This window comes from Streptomyces sp. SD31 (genome assembly GCF_052068475.1).
Classification (GTDB): Bacteria; Actinomycetota; Actinomycetes; order Streptomycetales; family Streptomycetaceae; genus Streptomyces.
Window position 1 is genome coordinate 96,382 of the sequence record NZ_JBQHCX010000021.1, and the last position, 25,845, is coordinate 122,226.

Annotated in this window: 16 protein-coding genes; 7 read left to right on the forward strand and 9 right to left on the reverse strand. The window is 72.1% G+C overall.

What is annotated here, in order from left to right; translation table 11 throughout:
- Nucleotides 1-135: 135 nt before the first annotated feature.
- Genes ACTMVF_RS36145 through fxsT form a run of 3 tightly spaced genes read left to right on the forward strand, consistent with a single transcriptional unit; the run spans nt 136 to nt 6,523 of the window.
- Nucleotides 136-1,602, forward strand: coding sequence for a VMAP-C domain-containing protein (locus ACTMVF_RS36145; protein WP_441275292.1), 1,467 nt, complete (start codon nt 136-138; stop codon nt 1,600-1,602).
- A gap of 59 nt (nt 1,603-1,661) precedes the next feature.
- Complete coding sequence (locus ACTMVF_RS36150) at nt 1,662-2,627, forward strand: AAA family ATPase (RefSeq protein WP_441275293.1); 966 nt, start codon at nt 1,662-1,664, stop codon at nt 2,625-2,627.
- Nucleotides 2,624-6,523, forward strand: a complete 3,900-nt coding sequence (fxsT, locus tag ACTMVF_RS36155; RefSeq protein WP_441275294.1) for an FxSxx-COOH system tetratricopeptide repeat protein — start codon at nt 2,624-2,626, stop codon at nt 6,521-6,523. The genes ACTMVF_RS36150 and fxsT overlap by 4 nt, the downstream gene beginning before the upstream one ends.
- On the opposite strand, the gene ACTMVF_RS36160 is transcribed toward fxsT, so the two are convergent.
- The 5 genes from ACTMVF_RS36160 to ACTMVF_RS36180 form a co-directional block, all read right to left on the reverse strand.
- Nucleotides 6,451-8,445: an HEXXH motif domain-containing protein gene (locus ACTMVF_RS36160; protein WP_441275295.1), complete on the reverse strand. Its 1,995-nt coding sequence runs from the start codon at nt 8,443-8,445 to the stop codon at nt 6,451-6,453. The genes fxsT and ACTMVF_RS36160 overlap by 73 nt on opposite strands.
- On the reverse strand, nt 8,432-8,614 hold the full coding sequence (locus tag ACTMVF_RS36165) for a hypothetical protein (protein ID WP_441275296.1): 183 nt from the start codon (nt 8,612-8,614) through the stop codon (nt 8,432-8,434). Before ACTMVF_RS36165 ends, ACTMVF_RS36160 begins: the two co-directional genes overlap by 14 nt.
- A 55-nt stretch (nt 8,615-8,669) precedes the next feature.
- Nucleotides 8,670-9,815, reverse strand: coding sequence for an effector-associated domain 2-containing protein (locus tag ACTMVF_RS36170; RefSeq protein WP_441275297.1), 1,146 nt, complete (start codon nt 9,813-9,815; stop codon nt 8,670-8,672).
- Nucleotides 9,816-9,849: 34 nt separating this feature from the next.
- On the reverse strand, nt 9,850-12,093 hold the full coding sequence (locus tag ACTMVF_RS36175; protein ID WP_441275298.1) for a glycoside hydrolase family 9 protein: 2,244 nt from the start codon (nt 12,091-12,093) through the stop codon (nt 9,850-9,852).
- A gap of 148 nt (nt 12,094-12,241) precedes the next feature.
- On the reverse strand, nt 12,242-15,349 hold the full coding sequence (locus tag ACTMVF_RS36180; protein ID WP_441275299.1) for a glycoside hydrolase family 2 TIM barrel-domain containing protein: 3,108 nt from the start codon (nt 15,347-15,349) through the stop codon (nt 12,242-12,244).
- Nucleotides 15,350-15,492: 143 nt separating this feature from the next.
- On the opposite strand from ACTMVF_RS36180, the gene ACTMVF_RS36185 reads away from it, so the two are divergent.
- The 3 genes from ACTMVF_RS36185 to ACTMVF_RS36195 all read left to right on the forward strand — a co-directional run bounded on the left by ACTMVF_RS36185 (nt 15,493) and on the right by ACTMVF_RS36195 (nt 19,940).
- Entirely contained in the window at nt 15,493-17,877 is a 2,385-nt protein-coding gene (locus ACTMVF_RS36185) for a SpoIIE family protein phosphatase (RefSeq protein WP_441275300.1), read from the forward strand.
- 56 nt (nt 17,878-17,933) lie between these two features.
- Nucleotides 17,934-18,593, forward strand: a complete 660-nt coding sequence (locus ACTMVF_RS36190; protein WP_441275301.1) for a DUF4232 domain-containing protein — start codon at nt 17,934-17,936, stop codon at nt 18,591-18,593.
- A 90-nt stretch (nt 18,594-18,683) separates the two neighbouring features.
- Nucleotides 18,684-19,940, forward strand: a complete 1,257-nt coding sequence (locus ACTMVF_RS36195) for an arsenic transporter (RefSeq protein ID WP_441275394.1) — start codon at nt 18,684-18,686, stop codon at nt 19,938-19,940.
- Between the two features lie 35 nt (nt 19,941-19,975).
- On the opposite strand, the gene ACTMVF_RS36200 is transcribed toward ACTMVF_RS36195, so the two are convergent.
- Complete coding sequence (locus tag ACTMVF_RS36200; RefSeq protein ID WP_441275302.1) at nt 19,976-22,045, reverse strand: ricin-type beta-trefoil lectin domain protein; 2,070 nt, start codon at nt 22,043-22,045, stop codon at nt 19,976-19,978.
- A 397-nt stretch (nt 22,046-22,442) separates the two neighbouring features.
- On the reverse strand, nt 22,443-23,363 hold the full coding sequence (locus ACTMVF_RS36205) for a helix-turn-helix domain-containing protein (RefSeq protein ID WP_441275303.1): 921 nt from the start codon (nt 23,361-23,363) through the stop codon (nt 22,443-22,445).
- Nucleotides 23,364-23,427: 64 nt separating this feature from the next.
- Between ACTMVF_RS36205 and ACTMVF_RS36210 the strand changes: the two genes are divergently transcribed.
- Nucleotides 23,428-24,249: a phytanoyl-CoA dioxygenase family protein gene (locus tag ACTMVF_RS36210; RefSeq protein ID WP_441275304.1), complete on the forward strand. Its 822-nt coding sequence runs from the start codon at nt 23,428-23,430 to the stop codon at nt 24,247-24,249.
- Nucleotides 24,250-24,264: 15 nt separating this feature from the next.
- On the opposite strand, the gene ACTMVF_RS36215 is transcribed toward ACTMVF_RS36210, so the two are convergent.
- Together ACTMVF_RS36215 and ACTMVF_RS36220 are read right to left on the reverse strand one after the other, a co-directional pair.
- Nucleotides 24,265-25,233 carry an aldo/keto reductase gene (locus ACTMVF_RS36215; protein ID WP_441275305.1) on the reverse strand — a complete coding sequence of 323 codons (969 nt, stop codon included), beginning with the start codon at nt 25,231-25,233 and terminating at the stop codon, nt 24,265-24,267.
- A gap of 73 nt (nt 25,234-25,306) precedes the next feature.
- Nucleotides 25,307-25,840: a flavoprotein gene (locus tag ACTMVF_RS36220; RefSeq protein WP_441275306.1), complete on the reverse strand. Its 534-nt coding sequence runs from the start codon at nt 25,838-25,840 to the stop codon at nt 25,307-25,309.
- Between the last annotated feature and the right edge of the window lie 5 nt (nt 25,841-25,845).

Consider the following 25,845-nt stretch of genomic DNA (forward strand, 5'->3'; position numbering starts at 1 on the left):
GTCCGCCGCCCGCTGTGCCGATCCCCTTCCGTAGCGGACCGCGACCCCTAATCTTGTGTCACGGGCGTACACAGCGAGCCGTCGGACAGGGCAAGGGAGCGCGCCCCGGGCGGGGCGCCGGAGGGGGGAACCTCCTTGTGCGAGGAGATCGAGGACCGCATACGGCGTGCCGCCGTGGACGTCCTGGTGGGCAGCGACAGCCTGCGCTCGCCCGAGGACCGGGAGCAGTTCCTGGGCCTCGTACTCGACCGGCTCAGAAGCACGGGGCGGCTGCCCCGCCACACCATCCCGCGCAGCCAGTTCGTCGCCCTGCTGCTGCTCTGCATGAAAAGCCCGCTCGACGGCCGCGGACCGGACGGCCTGTCGTGCCTCGCGGCCGTCCTCGACCTGCTGGACCCGGGCTCCGCGGAGTCGCTCCGGATGCTCCGGCTCCGTGACGAGTGGAAGGCCGCGCGGACCCTGCCGGCCGAGTTCACCGAGTCCTGGGGCCTGTTGGCGGAGTCCCTGCTGTCGCTGCGGCTCACCGACGACGAGCGCCGACGCCTGGTGGGACAGGCGACCCTGTCCCGATTACGCGCCCTCCCCGACCACTCCACCACCGCCTGGTCGGACTTCCTCTACCTGGTGGGCCAGAACACGGCACCAGGGCAGGTGCCGCCGTGGATGGCGTACCTGGACGAGGCGTCGGCGTGGATGGACGCGGCGCACCGCCAGGAGGTCCGCGCGATCAACCGGCATCGCGCCGTGCGCTGGGAGTTCGGGGACACGCTCGACCGCAGACGGTACGTGCGACCGGCCGAGCACCGGCCCGTCACGCACGACGAGCACCTCGCCATCCGGATCATGCCGGCGCCCTTCGACGAGGGGCACTACACCGTGTCCCACTGGTTCCACTCCGACGCCCGTGGACCGGACTTCGAGGGTCGCCGTGACAGCTCGGTGATCCCGTTCGCCGATCTCCAGCGCACGGTCAGCGAGGTGATCTCCGAGGTGGAGCGCGCCGAGGGCGACCGGCCGGGCCAGCTGCGGCTGGAGTTCGTACTCCCGCTGGAACTCATCAACCTGCCCGTCGAGTCATGGCCGTTGGACGCCTCCGAGGAGCCGCATCTGCTCCTCGGCATGAGCTATCCGGCCGTGGTGATCCGGAGTCTGGACCGGCTGCTGGAGCAACGCTGGCACGGCTGGTGGCGGCTGCGCTGGCAGAAGCTGCGCCAGGAGCCGACGACCAGCTCCGTCTACATGAGCATCCCGAACAACAGCCCTCAGCATCCGCACCGGGTCGCTGCCGGGCTGCTGGACGAGGGGCACGTGGCGGCCGTGCTGAGCGAACCGCCCGAGGCGGGACGGGCGCACGGCTGCCTGGAGTTCAAGACGGCGCTGCGCACGGGGTACCCGGTGGTCGTGTGGCACCGGACGAGCGAGTCGACGACGGAGTTCCGGCAGGTGCTCAGCGACCTGTTCGCCGGCGGCTTCGCCGATCTGCTGCCGCGGATCACCCGGTTCCGCCGACAGGCCGCCGCGCTCGGCTCCGGAACGCCGGAGCACCACATCGGCCGGCATCTGGCGGTGCTGTGGGACGACCCGGACCGCAAACCGCTGTGACCCGGTCCCCGACCCCGTACCGGCCGCCCGCGGCCGGTCCTCGCAGGAAGGATGCGCCCATGGACTCCTGGTGGCTCTACCGGGGCACCGGCGTGCCGCTGAGCCAGGCCGAGCGCGACCGCCGCTGGCCCGCTCCGCCGCCGTGGCGGACCTACTCCGGCACCCCCGACGAGCCGCCGCCACCCCCGCAGGACGAGACGGCCACAAGGATCCTCGGCCCTGTGGGCACGCCGTGGGCCGCCGATCCCGACGAGGTGCTGCGGGTCAACCTCGCGCTCCGGCTGCGCCGTCCGCTGCTCGTCTGCGGCGAGCCGGGTTCGGGCAAGTCGGCGCTGGCGTACCGGATCGCGCGGGAGCTCGGTCTGGGGCCGGTGCTGCGCTGGCGGATCACCGGCAGCAGCACCCTGTGGGACGGGCTGTACGGCCCCGCGGGCGCCGGTTCGGTGCGCCTGGGCCCGCTGGGGACCGCCCTGCTGCCGCGTCGACTGCCACGCGTCGTCCTGGTCGACGACCTCGACCGGGGTGGTTTCGACCTGCCCGACGAGCTGCTGGCCGTCCTGGAGGACGGCGGGTTCACCCTTCCCGAACTCCTCGGCTCCGCCGAACGACCGGAGGACTCCCCCACCCTCGTCCACACGTGGGAGACAGGCGGCACGGCCATGGTCCGTCACGCGCGCGTCCACTGCCACGAGCCGCCTCTCGTCGTCGTCACGACCAGTGGCGAGCGGGACCTCCCGCCCTCCTTCCTACGGCACTGCCTGTGCCTGAACCTGGCGCCGATGGCGCGGGAGCGACTGGCCGCGCTGGCCCGGGCACGCTTCCCCGGCCTCGCCGCGGCGGACCTCGACGCGCTGCTCGACCTGGCCACGGAGGAGTCCCGTCGGTCCGGCCCGGTGACCGGGCGGCTCCTCGACGCCCTGCACCTCGTCGAGGCGGGTGCGCCCGGCGGTAGCCGGGAAGGAACGGAGGATGGGGAGGCAGCCCTCGACGCCGTCTGGCGATGGGTTGCCGTGGAGGGGTCATGACATCCTTCGACGGCCGGGGCCGCGTTCCCCCGTGCCGGGCCGCGAGGGCTCCCTGGGCGGACCCCGGGCGGTGGACGGACATCACCGACCCGCAGGGCACGCTGCGTGCGCTGCGTCGGCTCCGGAAGGTCCCGGGACACCGCCCCTGGGACGTGGTGGTGGCGGTGGACAGCGACCTCGGGATGGCGGTCTGGCACGACACGGTCGCGGAGTTCACCGAGCTGCTGCGGCGTTCGCGTGCTTTCCGCCGCGTGGACCGGTGCGCTCTCCACGCGCGGCCACCGGGACGCGGTCCCACCGCGCCCCCGGGGCGGCTGACGCTGGTGGTCACGGACGGCAACGCACCCGGCTGGCGAACCGGGGCCCTGGGGCAGACCCTGCACCGCAGGGCGCGGAATGGCCCGCTGGCCGTCGTCCACCTGCTGCCCTACCAGGCCTGGCCCGAGGCCGGCATCCCGACCTGGCCGCTGTCGCTGTGGTCGGCGGGCCCCGGGGCGCCGAACCGCGGACTCGGTACGCGACCGCGGTCACTCGGGCTGGGCACGCCCGGGGAAGCGGCGGACGGTACCTCGTATCTGCCGGTGCCCGTGGTGGAGTTGGCCCCCCGCAGTATGGAGTCGTGGGTGCGGCTGGTCACCGGGCCCCGGGGCACATCGGTCCGGCTTCCGCTGACCTTCGCCGCCCCGGACCAGGGCGGCACACCACCGGAGCGCACCCCCTCCGAGGCTGCCGAACGCGTCGCGGCGTTCCGGCGCTCGGTGTCGCCCGAGGTCCTGGCACTCGGCACGCTGATCGCCGCGACACCTCTGGCGGTCCCCCTGGTACGGCGGGTGCTGACCCGGCTGCGGCCCCGGGCGCGGATCTCCGACTTCGCCCAGTTGCTCACCCATGGACTGATCCACCCGGTCGCCGGGCCCCCGCCCACGGCCGTTCTCACCGGTCCGCGCATCGCCTACGCCTTCGCGCCGGACGTGCGGGGCGAACTGCTCGCGGCGGGGCGGACGGAGGAACTGCATCAGGTCGTCGACCTGGTCGAGCAGGCCCTGGATCCGTCGGCCCGCGAACTGTGGCGGGTGCCCGAGCTCCTGGCCGGGCGGGACAGCCCACCGCCGCGCCGGGCGGACGAGGAGACACGTGCCTGGGCCGAGGCCGAGATCGCCGTACTGCATGCTCTGTCGGGTCCCCACGCCGCCCAGGCGCGGGCTTTGGAGCGCGAGATCGTGGAGGCCGGGGCCCTGCGGGTCCTGGCGAGCCCGGCCGAAGCCGCCGGCAGAACACCGACACCACCCCATTCGCACCTCCGGAAGCAGGAGGCACTGGTGAACGAGCCGAGCAACGGACCGCAGCCGCGCACCGACGTCCCGCCCGGCGGGCCCTCGGGTCCGGCGGACCGTCGCGCCACCCGCGGCACCCCGGCCGTCTGGGGCAACGTACCGCCGCGCAACCCCAACTTCACCGGCCGCGAGGACCTGTTGGAGGCCCTGCACCGCAGACTGCGCCGGGAGAAGGCGACGGCCGTGCTGCCCAACGCCCTGCACGGGATGGGCGGTGTCGGTAAGTCGCTGCTCGCCGTGGAGTACCTCTATCGCTACATGGGGGACTACGACGTCGTCTGGTGGATCTCCGCCGAACGCACCGCCCAGATCGCGCTGTCCCTGGTCCAGCTGGCCCCGCGGCTCGGTCTGAAGGCCGGCAGCGACGCCACCTGGTCCGTGACCGCGGTCCTGGAGGCGCTGCGGCGCGGAGAGCCCTACGACAGCTGGCTGCTGGTCTTCGACAACGCCGACAGCCCCGAGGCCGTACGCCCGTACTTCCCCTCCGGGGGGCCGGGCAACATCCTCGTCACCTCGCGCAATCCGCAGTGGGCGAGCGTCGCCAAGCCGCTGGAGGTGGACGTCTTCCGGCGGGAGGAGAGCGTGGACCTGCTGCGCCGGCGCGGCCCCGACATCAGCGACGACGAGGCCGACCGCCTGGCACAGGCCCTGGGCGACCTGCCGCTTGCCATCGAGCAGGCCGCCGCCTGGCGGGCCGAGACCGGTATGCCCGCGGACGAATACTTACGGCTGTTGGACGAGAAACAGGTCGATCTGCTCGGTCTCGCCGCACCCCTCGACTACCAACTCCCCGTCATCGCCGCCTGGAACGTCTCACTGGACCAGCTGGAGACGAAGAACCCGGCGGCCATGCAGCTGTTGCAGCTGTGCGCCTTCTGCGCGCCCGAGTCCATCTCCCGCAATCTGTTCGCGGGACGCCGGGGCGCCACGATCACCCCCCAACTCGACGCGGTCCTCCAGGACCCGATCCGCCTCGGCCAGGCCATCCGGGAGATCGGCCGGTACTCGCTGGCCCGGTTCGACTTCCGCACCAACTCGCTGCAGATGCACCGGCTGGTCCAGGCGGCGCTGATCTCCCGGATGACGGAGGCCGAACAGCAGCGCATGCGGCAGGGCATCCATCTGCTGCTCGCGGCCCACGACCCGACCGACCCGCACGACGTGAGCCACTGGCCGCGCTACAGCGAGCTGTACCCGCACCTGATCGTCTCCGAGGCCGTCCGGTCCACCGACCGGTGGGTGCGCACCCTGATCGTCAACGAGGTGCGGTACCTGTACCGCTCGGGGAACTACGACGCCGCGCTGCAACTGGCCCGGTCCGCCTACGAATCCTGGCGGCAGGACGGCGGAGAGGACGACTCGCAGACCCTGGAGGTGTCCCGGTGGCTGGGCGTCGTGCTGTTCAGCATGGGCCGGTACGCCGAGACGGCCGCCGTCAACGACCGGGTGCTGGAGGCCTACCGGCGCACGGTCGGCGAGGACCACGAGGACACGCTCGCCGCGCTCGGCAACGTGGCGATAGACCGGCGGGTCGAGGGGAACTTCATGGCCGCCCTGGAGCTGTCGGAGTCGGTGCACCAGCACTACGTACGGCTGCTCGGCCCCGAGGACCCCGAGACCCTGCGGGCCGCCCACAACAGGGGCGTCAGTCTCCGGCTCACCGGGGACTTCGCCGGCGCGCGCGAGCTCGACGCCGCGACTTGGGACAGCAAGCAGCGCCTGTACGGCCAGGACCACGTGGTGAGCCTCGTGACGTGGCTGGGCCTCATCCTCGACATCCGTGAGCTGGGCGACTACCACACCGCCCTCACCTACCAGCGGGAGCTGACCGAGCGGGCCCTGCGTCTGCTCGGCCCCGACAACCCATTCACCCTGTCCAACCACCGGCACCTGGCGGTGGCGCTGCGCAAGGCCGGCCTGTACGAGGAGGCGCGGGAGACGGCCGAGCGCGCCCAGTCCGCCCTGGTCCGCCGGTACGGCGAGAACAACCCGGGTTCCATGGCATCGACGCTGGCCCTGACGATCGACCTGCGGCACTCGGGCGAACTCGCCACCGCGCGCGACCTCGGCGAGCGGATCCACCGGCAGTACGCCGAGGCTTATGGGCCCACACATCCGCACTCGTTGTCGGCCGAGGTCGACCTCGCCATCACGCGCCGGATGCTCGGCGACGCCGACGCCGCGCGTGCCACCGACGAGCGGGTGCTGGCGAAGTTCCGCCAGGCCCTAGGGGAACGCCATCCGTCGTCCCTGGTCTGCGCGACCGATCTGGCCGGCGACCTGTACGCCCTGGGCGAGTACCCGGCGGCCCGGGAACTGGACGGCGAGGCCCTCGATCTGTCCACCGAGGTACTCGGACCGGACCATCCCTCCACTCTGGCCTGTGCCGCCAACCTGGCGCTGGACCTGAGGGCGCTGGGCGAGCGGGAGGAGGCGGAGCGCCTGCACAGGGCGACGGCCGAGCGGCTCAGGCAGTCGCTCGGGGCGGATCACCCCGTCGTACGTCGGACCGTGGCCGGGGAACACCGGGTGGACTGCGACATGGATCCGCTGCCGCTCTGAGCGCCGGGCGGGGTGGCGGCGCCGTCCCAGGCGCGGGCGAGCCAGTCGGCCAGCTCGACCGGCGGCACGGTCCTTCCGGACCGCCGGGCGATCGCACCGGAGACGGCGCGCAGCAGTTCCGGCCGTTCCCCCAGGGCCCGGTGCCCCGCGCCCGCCGCGCGGTGGGAGCGGTCGGCGAGGAGCAGCGCGAGTCCGCCCCAGGAGACGGGCCGCACGGCGGTGGACGCCTCGCTGGCGTACAGGGCCTCGGCCTGAGCCAGGTCGCCCACCACGTAGGCCAGGTCGGCCGGGGTGGCGCCGTTGAGGTGGGCTCCGGTCGCCGGGGCGCCGTCGCGGGCAGCGGCGAACGCGGAGGGATCTGCGATCTTCAGGCGGAGCAGGTGCGCGACGACGTCCAGTCGGCGGCCTTCGGGGTCGGTGCGGACGGTTCCGCCGGAGTCCGTGGCGACGGCGCACGGCGGTTCGGCGCCCCTCGTCCAGGAGTCCGCGGCCGCCCGCACCGTCTCCTCGTCGGGCACCATGTGGTGGACGCGCCAGGCGGCCCGTTGGTGGGCAGCGGCCCGAGCCGCCATCCGTACGGCCGACTCGGGCAGCACCTCGTCGTCCCAGGACCGGACGTCGGCCAGCAGGCCGCGCACGAGAGCCCGGCCGGTCGCGTTCAGGGCGGGAAGGGCGTCGAGCGCCTGCAGCACGGCACGGGACTGGCTCCGCGCCAGAGCGAACTCGAACCGGGCACGCCGGCCTGCGCTGCCCGTGTCGCGGGCGCAGCGCGTGCGCCAGAACGCGGCCACGCCACAGAAGGCGAACGCCCCGTGGAGGACACCGATCAGCGGCCTCGGATCGTCCCGCCAGGGCGCGTGGTAGAGGTCCGAGCAGTCATCGGTGAGCGGTGTCAGGTGCATGAGCCCGTTGAGCAGGGTGTGGCGGAACTCATGGACGAGGGTCACCGCGCACTCCACGGTGTCCTCGTGGCCGGGGCCATCGGTTCCCGGCTCGGAGAGCATCACGCACCCGAACGCTTCCGACGCCGAGGCACTGTGGGTCCTGAACCGCTCGCCCGGCGGCAGCGGCACGAGAGAGAGCAAGCCGACGGAGAGCGCCTCCGCGCTCTCGCGGTGGTCCTCGACCAGCAGCGCCCAGGCCCGGTCGAGCGCCTGCTGCCAACGCCGCACCGCCGCCTCGTCCAGGCGGGCCGGCCGTGCCGTACCGGCGACGACCGGGTACAGGGCCAGGTCGTCGACGGTGAGGGCGAGAGCGAGGCCCTGGTGGCTGGAGGACAGCCGGCGCACGCCCCGCCAGCCCGCCCCGTCCCTGGTGGCGTCGGCCGGCACGTCCACCACGGGCCCACCGTGCAGCCGGACTCGCGCCGCACCGCCGTGCGCGCTCACCTCGGCCAGGCCCCAGGGTTCGGCGGTGGCGAACCGCGCCTGGCCCAGGCAGGGCAGAAGTACAGCCCCCTCCCGGGCGGGTACCGGCATCCGGAAATCGAGCCCGGCGAGGACGGCGCCGGCCGCGGCCAAGGCGTGCAGCTGCCCGATGTCGGACCACAGCGGGGCGTCGTCGTCCATCGAACCGCGCAGCCTGCGCAGCACGTGCGCTGCCCAGAGCCCGGTCTGTGGGTCCATCAGCAGTCGACGCACCGCGTCCGGGTCGCGGCGTTGGGCCCGCGCGAGCAGGTCCCACGCCTCCCGTGCCGGCGCAAGCGCACCGACCGCCGCCGGCCGCGCGGCGACCTCGTCCACCAACAGGCGCAGCATCAACAGGCGTCGGCTGTACTCGGCGTCGAGGAGGGCGCACGTCACCTGGTGGCGTTCACCGGTGGTACAGAGCAGTCGGAGCAAGTCGTCGTCGAGCCGATGACGGCTCAGGTGACTGCTCGTGGTGCCGCGGTCCGGGACCGGGTTGCGGTCAGCCTCCCTCACTGCCGCCCCGGGTGCTGAACGACCGGTCGACGCTGTCGAGCAGCACGTCCATCGCGGGCCGCAGCGCCGCGTGGCTGACCTGGGGAAGGTCCTCCAGCGTCAGATGGGACAGACGGGGCAACCAGGAGTCGACGCTCGCGGACTCCGCCGCTTCACGGGGCTCGTACATGGGGCCCGATGCTAAGGGACCGACAGCCGGTATGTATAAGCGGCGTGACTGCGCATCAGGCGCCATGCCGGTTGGACTGCCCTGTCATCTCGACGATCAGCCCGTGCACCCGCTCGGCCTCGGGCCCGCCTCCCGCGCACAGGAGCACGGCCTCCGCCAACTCCCTGAGCGCTCCGGGCCGCCGCGCGCAGACGCGCAGAATGCTGATCGTGTCCAGCCGCGGTCGGCTGTGCCGCGCAATCGCGGCGCGTACGCCGATCCTGAGCAGGCCCAGGATCTCCTCCCGGCCCTGCGGGTCCACGAACTCCTCGACCGCCAGCAGGGCGTCAGTCAGGATGCGGAGGCGGTCCGGGGTCAGGTCGGTGAGCTGCTCGGGGCCGCCTCCGTCGGCGTGGCCGAGGGACAGGAGTTGGCCCTCGTCGCCGTCCCAGGTGCGTGACCACACGTAGGTGGGGGTCTGCTGCGGCAGGCCCGCGGCACGTAGGTGGGTGAAGCGGTCGCGCAGGCGGTCCATCACCGCGCCGGGGTCCGGTGGCCAGCCCGCGCTGTCGGTGAGTACGGCCAGTGCCTCACGGCTGAACAGGCCGGTGCGGGAGGGGGTGAGGTTCGCGGCGGCCTCGCCGGGGCGTACGGCGAAGAGTACGGCCTGGTCGCGCGCGGTCAGCGGGCTTGCGGCTCCGTAGTCCTCGTGCGGGAGCAGCCGCCGGGTCCGCCACGGGTCGCGCAGGCTCTGGCAGGCGTCGACGAGCCAGATCTGGCGGGGATGGCCCGGCGCGGAGCGGTAGTACGTCAGGAGTGCGTCGAAGTCCAGGTTGAGCGGGTCGTGCACGGTGGCGTCCGCGTAGAGGAGCCGGCGTCGCCCCTCGGCGTCCACCACACCGTGGCCGCCCCACACGACCCACAGCAGGTCGCTCGGCGCCGCGGTGACGGTTCTCAGCAGGGTGCGGTGCACGGTGGCGCGGTCGGCAGGCAGGACGGTGTAGGGCAGGTCGTCCGCCTGGGGAGCGTTTTCGGGCGGCGCGGACAGCAGTGCGGTGATCCGCTCGGGCGGCACACCTCGGGACATGAACCACCGCGCGAACCGCAGCGCGTCGGCCACGGGGCCGTCGAGATCCCACCCCGCTCCCGCCTCGTAACGGTCGATGCCCACGACCACGACGGTCGTGCGGCGCGGGTCGGCCTGCGGAGCCGGCGAGTTCATACCCTCAGTGTGCCGCCCGAGCGGCCTCAGCGCCTCACCCTTGGCCCGCCACGAAGGACGCCATCCGGGTCAGGGCCGAGTTCCAGTTGATGGTGTGCTCGTTGGTCGACCAGGACTGGATGTCGTCGATATAGCAGAACTGGCCGACGCAGCCCTGGAGTTTGCTCTGTGCGTAGGGGTCCTGGATGCTCGAGTTCGGCCCGCCGGCGAGCGTGCCGACCGGCGGGTTGGGCTGGCTGGGGTCGAGCTGGTGGGCGTACCAACGGGCGTGCTGGTTGCGCGAGTTGACCTCGCCGTAGCCGGTCACGTACGAAATGTTCAGCGCGTTGCGGCCCAGCACGTAGTCCATGCTCTGCACCGCGCCGTCCCGGTACTTCGAGGCGCCCGTGATGTCGTACGCGGTGGCGATGACGACGGCGTTGTGCAGGATCTGGTGGTTGGAGCCCCAGTCGTAGAGGTTGCCGGTCGGGGCGTAGGGCATGCCGTACGCCTGTGCCTTCAGGGTGGCCAGATAACCGTCCGCGCCCTTGATCACGGACTGGCGCACCTTGTCCCGGCCGGGCAGCCGGCTCGGCACGGTCGCCAGGTCCAGGCGGGCCGCCGCCGCCGTCCTGGCCCAGTCGTAGCCGAAGGGGCCGAAGATGTCGGCGGTGTGGACGGGTGAGTTGAGGACGTGGTCCGCGAACTCCTTCTCACCCGTGCTGAGATACAGCTCCGCCGCCGCCCAGTAGAACTCGTCGGTGACGTTGCTGTCGGCGTAGGTGCCGCCGCCGATGCCGTCGCTCTCGGAGGCGTACCGGTCGGGATGCGCGAGCGCCGCGGTCCAGGCCTTGCGGGCGGCGGCCAGCGTCTTCGCCGCGAACTGCTTGTCGTACGGCTGGTACAGGCGCGCCGCCTGTGCGGCCGTCGCGGCCAGGTTGAGGGTCGCCGCGGTGGACGGCGGGTGCAGTTCGCGCTTTTGCGGGTCGTCGTGCGGCATCAGCGGCAGGCCCGTCCACTGTTCGTCGTGGATCTTGTGGTGCGCCATGCCGGCCAGCGGCTGCCCCGCGGGCACCTGCATCTTCAGCAGGAACTCCAGCTCCCAGCGGACCTCGTCCAGGATGTCCGGCACCTTGTTGCCGCTCTCCGGGATGGCGAGCGTGCCGTCGCCCAGCTTCTCCGACTCCCCGGTGCGGGCGAGCCGTTCGCGTTCGTACGTGCTCAGCAGCTCCCACACGGAGATGCCGCCGTTGACGACGTACTTGCCGTGGTCGCCGGCGTCGTACCAGCCCCCGGTGACATCGAGGGTGTAGTCGCACACGCCCGGCTGACAGGGCACGTTGCCGTCGCCCCGGTTGGGCGCGACATCGACGTGTCCGGCGGGGCGGGCGTAGCCCGGGCGCAGATCGTCGCGGATCGCGATGCCGCTGCGCTGGGTGTAGTAGTACTTCACGGCGTCGAGCCGCAGCCGGTCGTAGGCGGCCGTGCCGATGTCGAACGGGCGGCTCGCCTCTCCGTCGGCGACCAGCGTGAAGCCCTTGCCCTGCTTGCGGTAGGCGCCGAAGTCGATGGAGTGGACGTTCTGCGCGGAGGAGGCGTCGATGCCGCGCGGCACGGTCCGGCCCTGGGCGACCACGGCACCGGAGGCGTTCTTCAGCTGCCAGGGCAGCTTCTCGGTGGCGTCGGTGACCAGCGTGGCGTTCTTCGGTCCGGCGGGCAGATAGGCGACCTGGTTGACCCGCACCCGCGGCCCGGTGTCGGGCTCGTACACCTCGGGCGGGACGCCGCCCAGCAGCGAGGCGTCGTCCATGCAGAAGCGCCACGCGTCCGCGCTGCCGCCGAGCTGGAAGGCGACCTGGCCCTGCGGGGTGTCGACGGGCGAGGTGAAGGTGTACGCGTAGGAGTTCCCGGAGACGCTCAGCTCGGGCGTCACCTCGAAGTAGGTGTCGTACGGCGCCGCCGACAGGCCGACGATCGCCCGCACGACGTGCCCCTCGGGCGAGCCGTTCGCGGTGAAGGAGAACCGGTACGACTCCCCCTTCACCAGGGAGATGTCGTTCTGGCCGACGGCGGCGTCCCAGGGGTTGGCGGTGCCGCCGGGCACGTCGGCACAGAGCTGTCCGTCGGACAGGCCCGCGGTGACGTTACCGCTCGCCCACCATGGGTCGGTGGTGGTGTCGAAGCTGCCGTTCTTGAGCTGCTCGACCTCTTCCGCGCCGGCGGGTGCGGCCGGGAGTGCGGTGAGTCCGGCCGCTAACAGGGCCGTCAGGGACAACAGCGTGGTTCTGCGTCGTTTCACGCCTGGGCTCCTCGGGTGAGGTGCGGGTGACGCTCGCGGTGGGAGCGCTCCCAGATGCGGACGCAGCCATGCTTGTTGCAGAGGTGACACCCCGTCAACGGTCCGGACGGTACTGGCGGGACCGGTTCCGCCAGTACCGCTCATCGGCTCAGGTGGCGGGCACCTCCAACTTGCTGATCCGCACAGCCCCTCGGGCCTCCCCCGGGTGGGCGCTGGTCAGGGTGAGCCGTACCCGGGAGCCGCGTACGGCGTCGAAGGTGATGACGGTCGGCGTGTCCGAGGCGGTGGCCCAGTCCACGGCCTTCCCCTTCACCGGCACATACCGGCGCCCGTTCCAGACCTCGGCCTCGACCGATGCGGGCAGGGTGTGCGTCGCGTCCACGGTGAAGGCGACCTCCACCCGGTCGAAGGTCCGCGCCCGCCCGAAGTCCACACAGACCCAGTCCTCGGGCCTGGCCCCGTCGAAGGCGGGCAGCAGGGCCGTGGCCGCCTTGCGGAAGCCGTTGGACCAGCCGGTGGCCGGGTCACCGTCGAGCATGGCGGCCGGGAGGGTGTCGGGACGTCCGGAGTAACTGGCGTCCGCGTGAGGGTAGTTCAGGGGCGCGGGGTAGTCGGGCTCGAACACGGCGGCCGGGGTGAGCGCGGCTGGCCGGGCGGGAGTGGTCTTCACGGTCACGCTGCCCGACCGCAGGCCTTCCGCCCTTGCGGTCACCTTCAGGGAGCCCGCCTTCGTGCCGGACCGTACGATCGCCAGCGCCTTGCCGCAGAAGGCCGTACGTGTGCCGGCCTGGTAGCGCTCGGCGCTCTCCTCCCGGCCGTTGTCGAGGCCGGCGAGCGAGCCGCCCGTCACCTCGAAGGCGATCAGGTCCTCGGCGTCGGGCACCACCACACCCCGGGCGTCGACGATCTCGGCGGTCACGAAGACCAGCGAACGGCCGTCGGCGGCAAGGGACTTGCGGTCGGCGGTGAGCCGTACGGCGTTCGGCGCACCGGCCGTGCGCAGCACATCGGTGGCGACCGCCTTGCCGTCCCTGCGGGCCACCGCCTTCAACTCGCCTGCCCGGTACGGCACTTTCCAGGTGAGGTGGAGTTTGCCCGCACTGCCGTTCGGACTGGTGTAGCTGCCGGGGTAGGGACCGTCGGTGAAGGTCTTGTCGTCGCCGGTCGCCTCGGTCGTCTCCAGGTAGGGCCGGCCGTCGACGGTCTTCTTGGTGTCGAACGTCCGGGTGCCGAGGGACTTTCCGTTGAGGAAGAGTTCGACGGTGTCGACGTTGGAGTAGGCCCACACCTCGACCGTGTCGCCCTCCCGGTGGTTCCAGGTCATCGGCAGCAGGTGGACCATCGGCTCGTCGACCCACTGGCTGCGGAACAGGTGGTACATGTCCTTCGGGAAGCCGGCCGTGTCGACCGCGCCGAAGAAGGACGCCTTCACCGGGAAGACGTCGTACGGCGTGGGCTCGCCGATGTAGTCGATGCCGGACCACAGGAACTGCCCGGCGAACCACTTCCGGTCCCGGTCCTTCTTGTGCCCGTACTCGCCGCTCATGGTCCAGGAGGCGAGGTTGTTGTCGTACGACGAGGTCGCCCGCTTGCCCGGGGTGTGGTTCTCGCCGGTGTTGAGGCGCTCGGGCTCCTGGTAGGTGCCGCGTGTGGACGTCTCGGAGGACGACTCGGACTCGAAGAGGAACAGGTGGGGATAGCGGGCGTGCAACGCGTCCACCGACTTGGCGGTGTTGTAGTTGAGGCCGAGGCCGTCGAGCTTGGCCAGGATCAGATCGCCCGGTGAGCCCGGGGCGGGCACGCTGCGGTGCCGGTGGGAGCCGATGACGATGGGGCGGGTGTCGTCGCAGGCCTTGATGGCGGCGATGAGCCGGTCGGCCATGGCGAGGCCGGAGGTCGAGGTGAACTCGGAGACCTCGTTGCCGATCGACCACGCCAGGACGGCGGGCGAGTTGCGGGCCGCCAGCACCATCTCGGTGACGTCCTTGTCGGCCCACTCGTCGAAGAAGCGGCCGTAGTCGTAGCGCGTCTTGGGCGAGCGCCAGCAGTCGAAGGCCTCCACCAGCATCACGATGCCCATCTCCTCGCAGACCTGGATCATCTCCGGCGAGGGCGGGTTGTGGGAGGTGCGGAAGGCGTTGACGCCCATCGACTTCATGATGGTCATCTGCCTGCGGATGGCGTCGGTGCTGACGGCGGCACCGAGGGCGCCCAGGTCGTGGTGGAGGTCGACGCCCTTGATCTTGGTGTAGGTGCCGTTGAGGTGGAAGCCCTCGTCCGGGTCGAAACGGAAGGTGCGGAAGCCGAAGGTGGTGCGGCAGGTGTCGGTGACCTTGCCGCCGACGCGCAGTTCGGTCCTGAGGGTGTAGCGGTGGTGCGGGGTGCCGAAGTCCCACAACTTCGGTTCGGGAACGGTGAGTTCGTGGGTCTCGGTCGCCTTGTCGGTGACGGGGACGGTGGAGGACGTACGGGCCACGGTACGGCCCCCCGGATCGACGATCCGCGAGACGACCTCGACGTCCGCGCCGGTGCCGGAGGCGTTCACCACGGAGGTCCGCACCCGTACGACGCCCCGCTCCTCGGTGATCTCCGGTGTCGTGACGTCCGTACCCCAGCGCTCCACGTGCACCGGCTCGGTGACCACGAGACGGGCCTCGCGGTAGATGCCGCTGCCCGAGTACCAGCGGCTGCTGGGCAGGCGGTTCTGCACCTTGACCGCGAGCACGTTCTCGGTGCTGCCGTCGGTGTGCACCAGATCGGTGAGGTCGAAGGCGAATCCGGTGTAGCCGTAGGGGTGGCGGCCGACCTCCTTGCCGTTGCAGTAGAGATACGAGTCCATGTAGACGCCGTCGAACTCCACCGATATCCGCTTGCCCGCGAGGCCGGGCGGCAGGGTGAAGGCGAGGCGGTACCAGCCGAGGCCGCCGGGGAAGAAGCCGGTGCCGCTGGTGGTGCCGTGCTCGGTGGTCGGGGCGAACTCGATGCTCCAGTCGTGCGGCACCGCGACCTCGCGCCAGCCCGAGTCGTCGTGGCCGGGCTCGGCCGCACCGGCGTAGGCACCCGTGGGGTCGGTGATCCCGCCGGGGTTCACCAGGGCGAAGCGCCAGCCGTCGCGCAGCGCGACCGTACGGCGGCCGGATCCGGCACCGGCGGATTCGACGGCGCCGGCGGCCCCGGCCGTCGTGGCGGTCAGCAGCGCTCCGGCCACGGGGGCGGCACCGGAGGCGAACAGTAACGATCTTCGAGTGACTGTCATGGACGACTCTCCCTCATCAGGGCGCAGAAGTACTCACAACTGATCGTGAACAAACAGATTCTGACGGGGTGGCACGCCGTACCGTCAAGGGTGCGCTTGGGACTTCCGGGGTGGGGGCGCACCCGACGCACTAGCCTGGAACGATGAACCCGGAGTATCCGTTCGACGACGCGGCGACAGCCCGCGCCGTCATCGACGACGACGGCAACCTCGTCGAGTGGAACGCCGGGGCCGAGCGGCTACTGGGTCACCGGGCCGCCGAGGTCGTGGGCCGCCCCGCCGTGGATCTGCTGGCCGCTCCCGGGGAAGGCGGATCCGCGGCGCCGCAGGGCGACCGCTGGGCCGGCACCGTCACGCTGCGCCGGGGCGACGGCGGCGCGGTGTCCGTGTGGTTGCTCGCCCACCGTGTCCGGCCCAGGGACGACGGCCCCGGCCACTGGCTCGTGGTCACGCCGCTCGAAGGGGAGGGCCCGCGTTCGCCCGACGATCCGCTGGACCGTTTCGGTCTCTTCGAGTCCCCCTGTGCCATCGCCATCTACGACGACCGGCTCCGGCTGCGGCGGATCAACGCCGCCATGGCGGAGGTCCTCGGGCTCCCCGAGGAGCAGGTGCGCGGGCTGCGGGCGCCCGAACTGTCCGCCGGCCCGCACAGCGGCGACGTCGAGCAGCACCTCCTGCGGGTGCTCACCACGGGCCACAGCACCGACGTACGGACGTACGAGCCGGTCGGGAGCGAGAAGACGTCCGTCTGGCTGGCCCATATCGCCCCGATCACCGACGGCGAGGGCCGGGTACGCGGCGTGTCCGTCGCCGCGCACGACTTCACCGAGCAGCACCAGGCGCAGGAGCGGCTGCAGCTGGTGAACGAGGCCAGCGTCCGTATCGGCACCACTTTGGACGTCGCCCGGACCGCCCAGGAGCTGGCGGACATCTGTGTCCCCGCGCTCGCCGACTTCGTGAGCGTCGACCTGCTGGACCCGCCGGAACACGGCGGCGACTCGCCCACGGGCCGGCTGACCGCCCCGATCGGCCTGCGCCGGACCGCCCACCGATCCATCACCCCGGGCACCCCCGAAGCCGTGGCCGAACTGGACCGTGTGGAGATGTATCCCGCCCCGTCGCCCCAGGCCGACGCGCTGCTGGCGGCCCGCACCCTCGTGGCCTCGACGTCGGCCGGTGACCTCGCGAAGTGGCTCTCCTGGGACCCGGCACGCGCCGAGCGGATCAAGGAGTACGGCATCCACACGACGATGTCCGTACCCATCCGGGCCCGCGGTACCACCCTAGGCGTCGCCGTGCTCACCCGGTTCAAGAACCCCGCCCCCTTCACCCCCGACGACGTGCTGCTGGCCGAGGAGATCACGGCACGCGCGGCCGTCTGCATCGACAACGCCCGCCGCTACTCCCGCGAACGCGAGACCGCCCTCGCCCTGCAACGCAGTCTGCTGCCCCGCTCCCTCCCGCGCACCGCGGCGCTCGAAGCGGCGTCCCGCTATCTGCCGGCGGCACGGTCGGGGGTGGGCGGCGACTGGTTCGATGTGATCCCCCTGTCCGGGATGCGGGTGGCGATGGTCGTCGGGGACGTCGTCGGCCACGGCGTCCAGGCGTCGGCCACCATGGGCCGGCTGCGCACCGCCGTGCGCACGCTGGCCGACATCGACCTCGCGCCCGACGAACTGCTCACCCACCTCGACGACCTGGTCGTACGCCTCTCCGAGGAGGCGGGCACCGACGGCAGCCCCGGCGAGGTCGGCGCCACCTGTCTGTACGCGGTGTACGACCCGATCTCCCGGCGCTGCACGCTGGCCCGGGCCGGGCACCCCTCGCCCGTCATGGTCCCGCCGGGCGGCGCGCCGGAAGAGATCGAGCTGCCCGCCGGGCCGCCGCTCGGGCTGGGCGGACTGCCGTTCGAGTCCGCCGAGCTCGAACTGCGCGAGGGCACCGTGCTGTCCCTCTACACCGACGGCCTGATCGAGAGCCGCGAGCGCGACGTCGACGCGGGCCATGCCCTGCTCCGTGAGGCGCTGTCGGCCTCCTCCGGCTCACTGGACGAGACCTGCGACCACGTCCTGCACGCCCTGCTCCCGCCGGGCGGCGCCGCCGACGACGTGGCCCTGCTGCTGGCCCGGACCCAGGGGCTGCCCTCCTCCCAGGTCGCGACCTGGCACATCCCGGCCGACCCGGCGCTCGTCGCGCCGATCCGCAAGCAGGTCATGGAGCAGCTCGACCACTGGAACCTGAGCGAGGCGTCGTTCACGGCCGAGTTGGTGGTGAGCGAGCTGGTCACGAACGCCATCCGCTACGGCACCCCCGGCATCCGGCTCCGGCTGATCCACGACGCGGCCACGCTGATCTGCGAGGTGTCCGACACCAGCCACACGGCACCGCATCTGCGCCGCGCGAAGGTCTTCGACGAGGGCGGCCGCGGACTGCTGCTGGTCGCTCAGCTGACCCAGCGCTGGGGCAGTCGGCACACTGCCGACGGCAAGACGATCTGGGCGGAGATCGGGCTCCTCGACGAGGAGTGAGCAGTCAGCGGGGGAACAGTGAGTACTCGGCGGCAAAACGGGGAGTCGTCACCAATATGGGACGTGCACGGGCATTCGACTCCTTACACCGGGCGACTCCCCTGGTGAGCGCCGTCGCGCTGGTGGCGTTGCTGGCCGCCTGCGACAACGGCTCGGACTCATCGGGCGCTGTCCGGACACCGGTCGGCACGAGCAGCCGTACGACCGAACCACCTGGCACGCATGGAACCGGGAGCCCTCAGCCCGAGCCGAGCCCGGCCGACTCCGGGAGCCCCACGACCGAGCCGGCCGCCTCCACCACCCGGTGCCACACCTCCGAGCTGCGCGCCTCCATCGGCCGCCCCAGCCCGGGGGCCGGACAGCGGAACTTCCCGATCGTGCTGACCAACACGGCCGACCGTACCTGCACCGTCCGCGGCTATCCGGGTGCCGCCTTCGTCGACGCCTCCGGCAAGCAGCTCGGCCCGGATCCGAAGCGCTCCCCCGACACGCCCACGACCGTCACGCTGGCCCCCGGCCGCAGCGCCTGGGCCGGGCTGTCCTTCGCCAGCCCCGAGATCAGCGGGGCCCGTACGGCCACGCCCGAGGCGCTGCTCGTGACGCCGCCGGACGAGCGGGACTCGATCGAGGTGGCGTGGACGGCCGGTGAGGTGCCCGTGGCCGGAAACGAGTCCTCGGTCTTCGTGACCGTGGTCCAGCCGGGCACCGGCGGCTGATCCGTCCCGGCCGGGGGCGCTTGCAGGACTCTTACCGCAGCCTGTTTTCATGTGCGGGCACGTTTTCGATCACGTCTTGAAGGACCCGCTCTGAACGCCCCGCTCGCCGAAGTACTGTCCGTTGCCCTGCTCGTCGCCGTACTGCTCGGGGCCGTTCTGCGCCCCTTCGGCCTTCCGGAGGCCGCTGTCGCGGTACCGGCCGCGGGGGTGGCGATCGCGACCGGGGTGATCTCGCCGGCGCATGCGTGGGCGGAGGTGGAGCGGCTCGGGCCGGTGGTCGGTTTCCTTGCCGCGGTGCTGGTCCTCGCCCACTTCTGCGATGTCGAGGGGCTCTTCCGGGCGTGCGGGGCGTGGATGGCCCGCTGGGCGGCGGGGTCTCCCGGACGGCTGCTGACCGCGGTGTTCGCGCTGGGCTCGGCGATCACGGCCGTGCTCAGCCTGGACGCCACGGTGGTGCTGTTGACGCCGGTCGTGCTGGCCACCGCCGCCCGGGCCGGCGTCCGCGCCGCGCCCCACGTCTACGCCTGCGCGCACCTGTCGAACACGGCCTCGCTGCTGCTGCCGGTGTCCAACCTGACGAACCTGCTGGCGTTCGAGGCGAGCGGGCTGAGCTTCACCCGGTTCGCGGCGTTGATGACGCTGCCCTGGCTGGCCGCGATCGGCGCCGAGTACCTGGTCTTCCGGCGCTGGTTCGCCGACGAGCTGAGGGCGCCGGTCCATGCGCCCGACGCCGGGAAGGCGCCCGAGCTGCCGCTGTTCGCGCTGGTCACCGTGGGCTGCACGCTGGCCGGGTTCGTCGTGGCCTCGGCGGTGGGCGTCGAGCCGGCGTGGGTGGCGCTCGCGGGGGCACTGGTGCTGGCCGGGCGGGCGATCGTGCAGCGCCGCGCCTCCCCGCTGACGGTGGTGCGGGCCGCCTCACCGGCGTTCCTGGCGTTCGTGCTCGCGCTGGGCGTCGTCGTGCGCGCCGTGGTCGACCACGGGCTGGCCGACGCGCTGCGGCAGGTGCTGCCGGAGGGCTCGGGCCTGGCCGCGCTGCTCGGGATCGCGGCACTGGCGGCCGTGCTGGCGAACCTGATCAACAACCTGCCCGCCGTGCTGGTCCTGCTGCCGCTGACCGCTCCGGCCGGGCCCGGCGCGGTGCTCGCGGTGCTGCTCGGGGTGAACATCGGCCCGAACCTGACGTACGCCGGCTCGCTGGCCACCCTGCTGTGGCGGCGCATCGCGCACCGGCACGGGCACGAGGTCGCCGTCGGCGAGTTCACCCGGCTCGGGCTGCTCGCGGTACCGGCCGCCCTTGTCCCGGCCGTGGTGGCGCTGTGGGCGTCGCTCCAGGTCGTCGGAGGCTGAGTCGCAGGAGACCGGCCGACCGAGCCGGGCGCCGATCAGCGACGGCCGCCACCGCCCTGGCCGTAACCGCCGGAACCGCCGTACCCGTAGCCGCCGCCGTAACCGCCGTACCCCCCGGACCCGCCGTACTGGCCGTCCGACGAGCAGTAGGAGGGGTAGTAGGAGCAGTACGGGTCGGTCGGGTAAGGGCTCGTGGGGGTCGGCTGCGCGGTCGACGGGGTGGCGGACGGCGTCGGGGTGGGCGTCGGGGTCTTCGACTGCTTGGGCGTGGGGGTGGGGGTCGGCGTGGGTCTGGGAGTCGTCGGCTGCAAAGCACCGACGTCCGTGGCCCAGTTGACCGCCTCCATCTGGAGCTCGGTCTCCGAGGTGTCGACCACCCAGTGCTGGGCGTCGCCCTCGTCGTCACGGGTCTTGAGGACCAGGGCTCCCGAGCCGTCGGTGGCGGCGGGGCTGAGGGCCAGTTCCTGGTTGAAGCGGGGCACCAGGGTGCCCTGGAGGGTGAAGTCGTAGCGGACGTTCTTGGTTTCGGAATCGGAGGCCCCCGTGCACGGGGCCAGCCGGACCGAGTAGCCGAGGTGGGAGTCGAGGCAGAGACCGGGGTCGGCGCCGCTGCGCAGCAGGCCGTCCGTCTCGTACGACCACTGCTGATCCGGCGCCGAGGAGCAGGTGGCGAGCTCTGTCTCCGCGTTCTTGACGGCCTTCCCGCCTACGATGCCGACGCAGAGCCCGGATCCGATGTTGTAGAGCCGGCCCCGCAGATCGCCCTTCGCGGCCTCGGCGGCGCCCGCCCAGGACGGGTTGCTGGTGGCGGAGCCCGCGTTCGAACCGGGCGCTTCGGAGGGGCGGTCATCCGCGGTCGGCGGGGAGCCCTCGCCGGATCCGACGACGGACCAGATGACGAGCGGGAGGACCACCAGGGCGCTGACGGTGGCGACGGCCGCGGTGAGGTTGCGGCGCCGGGCGGCACGGCGGGCGGCCTTGAGGGCCGCGCGTCCGGAGCAGCTGTGGGGGGTGCCGGGACCGGGAGCTGTGGTGGCGTCTGTCGGCGGGGCGGTCCGGCGTGCGGTCCGGCGCGCCCGTCGGGGACCTGTCTGCGCCGGCGAGGCGGCCTCGTCCGCAGCGGAGAAGGGCCGGCCCGTGGGCGCGGACGCCCCCGGCGCGGGTCCGGGAGCCTCGGTCCCCGAGGCGAAGCTCTCTGCCGTGGGCGCGGGACCCGCGTCCGCGGAGGCAGCTGCGGCAGGTGCGAAGGCGCCGCCCTCGGAGAAGAAGGACTCGCCCGCGATCGCCGCTGCCGGGGCCGGTTCGGCCTCCGCCGGATTCTCGGCCCGGCTCGCTCTCGCTTCCAGATAGGCTCTCGCGCCCCAGCCGAGCACCGCCTCGGCCAGTGCGACGCCGAGCCCGGCGTTGAAGAAGCACAGCTGGCCTGCGGTGTCGCTGCAGTGTCCGCAGCGGTCCAGGTGTGCGCGCAGGTCGGGGTCGACGTCGACGCCGCCGCGCCGGTAGGTCACGTCCAGCATCCGCAGATAGCGGCGGCACTCCTGTTCCGGGGCGAGTTCGCGGTGGACCTGAAGGCACTCCTCGCGCAGCCGCTCGTGGGCCCGGCGGAGTTCGACACGGGCGTCCTCCTCGTCGAGGCCGAGCAGTCCGGCGGGTATCGCCAGGGGTTCGGCCTCTACCTCGCTGTGCCACAGCAGGCAGCGGGCGGACTGGGGCAGCCGCTGGAACGCCCCGGACAGCAGTCGGCGATCGGCCGGGGGCAGCAGCCGGGCGGCGACGCGCTCCCCGCTGCCGGGTTCGGTGCGCAGCTCGGGGTGGAGCAGCTCCCGCCGGCGGTCGTCGTCCCATTCCGCCGCGATACGGCGCACGGTGACCAGCAGTTGGGGACGCCAGGCCGCCGTCGGTCCGGTCTGCCGCAGTGTCTCGCCGAAGAGCCGCGTGAATGCCGCGGTGGTGAGCATGCCGGCGGACCGGGCGTCCGCGGTGCACAGCCGTGCGTAGGCGAAGCCTGCTTCCCAGTGCCGGTCGAGGAGTTCACCGACGGGATGGAGGGCCGGTGTCGCCCCCGTCCACTTCTTCAGTTCGGCGCTCAGCTGAGCGTCGGTCACTTCGAAGAGGCGGGCGTCTTGAGGGGAATTCGACGGGCCTGCGTCATGCACGGCGGCATTCCTCCGGAGGGCATGCGGCTTTAAAGGTTCATACCAACGAGTATGCTCCGGGCGCGGCTCTTGTGAAGCATGGGGCGTGTGGGAGCGAGGCACACCTTTGCACAGGTCAGCGACAGGGAACAAGTGATTCCAGTTTTTTGTGCATTGCGTATGCGGGGATCAGGGTTTGACGATCGGTCAACACTCGATCGCGGCCATTACGGACCGTCAAGCGGGACAATCGGAAATGGTATTCACTCAGCGATCTCCGGGAACCCGCGAAAACCATTGAACGGCCGCGCACAGACGTTTTTGCCTGGTCATACGGACGCATACACCTTCACTCCGCCTTCACAAGTCATCCGCCAACCATTGGGCCCCTTGCCCGGTACGCGCCGGGCGGCACCCCGTACCGTTCCCGGAACACCCGGTTGAAGTGAAACGGGCTGGCGAACCCGGAAGCGGCCGCCACGCGTTCCACGGGCAGGCCGGTGCTCTCCAGCAGCCGGGCGGCGTGCTGCAGACGTGCCTCACGCAGGGCGCGCATCGGTGACTGTCCGAGTTGCCGGGTGAAGAGGTGGGCGAACCGGGAGGGCGAGAGCGCGACGTGCTCGGCGAGCGAGCGCACCGTGTGCGGGGCACCCGGATCGGCGGCGATCAGCGCCTCGGCCCGGCGTACCCGGTCGTCGACGCCGGGGTGGGACGGGGGCGTCCGCGCGGTGCCGGCGGTGAGCAGGACGACCTCTTCCAGTGAGCACAGGGCGAGTTCGCGGGCCGCGGTGCCGTGCGCCACCGCGACCGGCTCCTCCCCCGGCGCCATGACGGGCGGCGCGCCCGTCCCCGTCCAGCGGGCGTCGGCGAGCATCCGGCGAAAGGCCGCCTCGACGCGGCCGTGCACCGCATCCGGCGTCGGCGTGACGACGTACATCCCCTCGCCGGTGTCGTAGGGGCGCAGCCAGGACCGCCAGGAGGAGCGGGCCTGGCAGTGCACCCACCAGAACTCCCAGTGCGCAGCGCCCGGTTCGACTCCGTAGCCGTGCGGGACGCCCGGCGCGAGCACCACCAGGTCCCCCGCCCCGGCCCGCGCCTCGATGCTCCCGTGCCGCAGCCGGCCCCGGCCGCCGGTCGTCCAGGTGAACAGCCAGCTGTCCGCGCCGCGCGGCCGGTCGACGCCGTACCCCTGCGGCCGGTCGAAGCGCCCGACCACCACCAGGCCCGGCGGCGGGGCGGGATCGCCGACCGCGGCAGTCTCGGGCAATCCGTCAGCACTCACGGTCATCCTCCTGGGGCGGGTGTCGGCCTAGCGTGGCCGGGGCGAGGACACCTGACCGAGGAGTGGACACATGACAGCCACGGACATCGGCGCCGACGGCGCTCCCATCCTGCCCGAGACCGGGCTCCGCCAGTTCCGCGACGACGGCTTCACGGTCGCACGCGGGCTGTTCGGGCACGACGAGATCGGCCTGCTCTGCGACCGGTTCGCGGCGCTGCACGCGGCCGGGCCGGTGCCCGGGCACTTCGAGCCGCGACCGTCGGACGGCGACCCGTTGGGCGCGTATCCCAGGGTGATGCAGCCGCACGAGATCGACGAACTGTCGCTGCGGGTGCTCCTCGACGCTCGGCTGCGCGGTGTGCTGGAGGTGCTGCTCGGGGAGGAGGTGCTGGCCGCGCAGAGCATGTTCTACTTCAAGCCGCCCAGGGCCCGGGGGCAGGCGCTGCACCAGGACAACTTCTATCTGCGCGTCGAGCCGGGCACGTGTGTGGCGGCGTGGATCGCCTGCGATGTGATCGACCGGGACAACGGCGGCCTGGAAGTCGTCCCCGGCACCCACGCCATGGACCTGTTCTGCCCGGAGACGGCGGACGCCGACGTGTCGTTCGCGCGTGAGTACGTCCCGCCGCCGCCCGGCCTGGAGGCCGTACCCGTCGACATGGAGCCGGGAGACGTCCTGTTCTTCAACGGCAGCCTGGTGCACGGTTCGCAGCCCAACCGTACGGAGGATCGTTTTCGCCGGTCGTTCATCGGGCACTACGTGGGGCGTTCGGCCGAGCGGATCGGCGAGTACTACCGCACGCTGACGATGAGCGGCGACCGCGTGGCGCTGCCGCACAGCGAGGGCGCGGGGCCGTGCGGCACGGAGTTCGCACCGCACGGGCCGCACTGAACACGACCGTCAGGATCAGTGACCGATGATCGGATGCGGAGCATACGGCCGCTGGAGCTCCTCCAACTCCTTCTCGGTGAGCCGGAGTTCGACTGCGGCCGTCGCGTCCTCGATGTGGGACGGCTTGGCGGCGCCGATGATCGGGGACGCCACCGTGTCCTGGTGGAGCAGCCAGGCGAGGGCGATCTGGGCGCGGGGGACGCCGCGTTCGTTCGCGACGCGGGTGACGGCCTCGACGACGATCCGGTCGCTGTCGGCGTACAGCCCGCTGCCGAAGTTGTCGTTGGCGCTGCGTTCGGTGACCGTGCCCCAGTCCCGGGTGAGTCGGCCGCGCGCGAGCGGGCTCCAGGGGAGCACGCCGACGCCCTGGTCCGCACAGAGCGGCAGCATCTCGCGCTCCTCCTCGCGGTAGAGGAGGTTGTAGTGGTTCTGCATCGAGACGAACTTGGTCCAGCCGTGCCGCTCGGCGGTGTACTGCATCTTGGAGAACTGCCAGGCGTACATCGAACTCGCCCCGATGTAGCGGACCTTGCCGGCCTTGACCAGGTCGTGCAGGGCCTCCATGGTCTCCTCGACCGGGGTGTGCGGGTCGAAGCGGTGGATCTGGTACAGGTCGACGTAGTCCGTGCCGAGGCGGCTGAGGCTGTGGTCGATCTCCGTCATGATCGCCTTGCGGGAGAGGCCGGCGCCGTTGGGTCCGGGCCGCATCCGGCCGTTCACCTTCGTCGCGAGCACGATCTCGTCGCGGCGGGCGAACTCGCGCAGCGCCTTGCCGACGATCTCCTCGCTGGTGCCGTCGGAGTAGACGTTGGCCGTGTCGAAGAAGTTGATGCCGGCGTCCAGCGCCTGCCGGATCAGCGGTCGTGAGGCCTCCTCGTCGAGCGTCCACTCGTGTACGCCGCGGTCGGGGAGCCCGTAGGTCATGCAGCCCAGACAGATCCGCGACACGTCCAGGCCCGTCGAACCGAGCTTCACGTACTGCATCGTTGCTGCTCCTGCCTTCGGGGTGGGGTATCAAGGGAGCGTACGTCGTCGGGTGCGGGCGACGCCGGTTCCGTCACCGGTCCAGCAGGTCCAGGGCGCGCTCCCACCCGAACTCCGGCCGCCCGCAGTCCTCCCCCACCTCGCCGGAGTACGGCTCCCCGAAGCGCACGCCCATCCCCCGCAGCCGTATCAGGCTGTCCTGGTAGGCGGGATGGGCGGCCAGCGCGTCGGCCACACACGGCAGGGCGGCGATGGGGACGCCGAGGCCGTACGCCTCGCACAGGGTGCCCAGGGCGAGGGTGTCGGCGATGCCGGCGGCCCACTTGTTGATCGTGTTGAAGGTGGCCGGGGCGACGACGACGGCGTCGGGTTCCGGGAAGGGCCGCGGTTCACCGGGGCGACGCCAGGCGGAACGGATCGGGCGGCCGGTCTGGGCCTCGACGGCGGCGGTGTCGAAGAAACCGTTCATGGCGAGCGGCGTCGCGATGACCCCGACGTGCCACTGGCGCTCCTGCGCGGCGGTGATCAGCTTGCCGACGTCGGCGGCGATACCGGCGGCGCTCACGACGACGTAGAGGAAGGGCGGTCGCTGGTCCTGTTCGGTCATCCGCG